Source organism: Burkholderia sp. BCC1993 (assembly GCF_905339865.1).
Taxonomy (GTDB): Bacteria; Pseudomonadota; Gammaproteobacteria; order Burkholderiales; family Burkholderiaceae; genus Burkholderia.
The window spans coordinates 1-851 of sequence record NZ_CAJPGZ010000056.1 but is presented as its reverse complement, the minus strand read 5'-3'; the positions used below and the strand labels follow the sequence as shown (position 1 = coordinate 851).

The 851-nt window shown below is 69.8% G+C and carries 1 protein-coding gene; it reads right to left on the bottom strand.

Features of this window, described 5'->3' with window-relative positions; translation table 11 throughout:
• Positions 1–851: acetyl-CoA C-acetyltransferase (locus U4Y91_RS36540; RefSeq protein ID WP_321809121.1), on the bottom strand; the 851-nt coding region annotated here is incomplete at both ends.

The following is an 851-nucleotide window of genomic DNA, read 5'->3' as shown; positions in this document are numbered from 1 at the left end:
ACCTTCGACGTGTCCCAGCCCATCTGCTTGTGCACCGCCAGCGCCTGCGCCGCGAATGCCTCGTTGATTTCCATCAGGTCCAGGTCGCCCGGCGTCCAGCCCGCGCGCTCCAGCGCACGGCGCGACGCCGGCACCGGACCCATGCCCATCACGCTCGGATCCACGCCCGCGTTCGCGTATGCCTTGATCCGCGCCAGCGGCGTCAGGCCCAGTGCCGCCGCCTTCTGCGCCGACATCACCAGCACCGCCGCCGCGCCGTCGTTCAGCCCCGACGCGTTCGCCGCCGTCACCGAGCCGTCCTTCGAGAACGCCGGCTTCAGCCCCGCCAGCGATTCCGCCGTCACGCCGTGGCGCACGAACTCGTCGGTCGCGAACTGCAGCGGCTCGCCCTTGCGTTGCGGGATCGACACCGGCACGATCTCGTCGTCGAAGCGCCCGGCCTTCTGCGCGGCTTCCGCCTTGTTCTGCGACAGCGCCGCGAACGCGTCCTGCTCCTCGCGCGTGATCCCGTATTCCTTCGCGACGTTCTCCGCCGTGATGCCCATGTGGTACTGGTTGTACACGTCCCACAGGCCGTCGACGATCATCGTGTCGACCAGCTTCGCGTCACCCATCCGGAACCCGTCGCGCGAGCCCGGAAGCACGTGCGGCGATGCGCTCATGTTTTCCTGGCCGCCCGCGATCACGATCTCCGCGTCGCCCGCCACGATCGCGTTCGCCGCCAGCATCACGGCCTTCAGGCCCGAGCCGCACACCTTGTTGATCGTCATCCCCGGCACTGCGCTCGGCAGGCCGGCCTTGATCAGCGACTGGCGCGCCGGGTTCTGCCCCGAGCCCGCCGTCAGCACCTG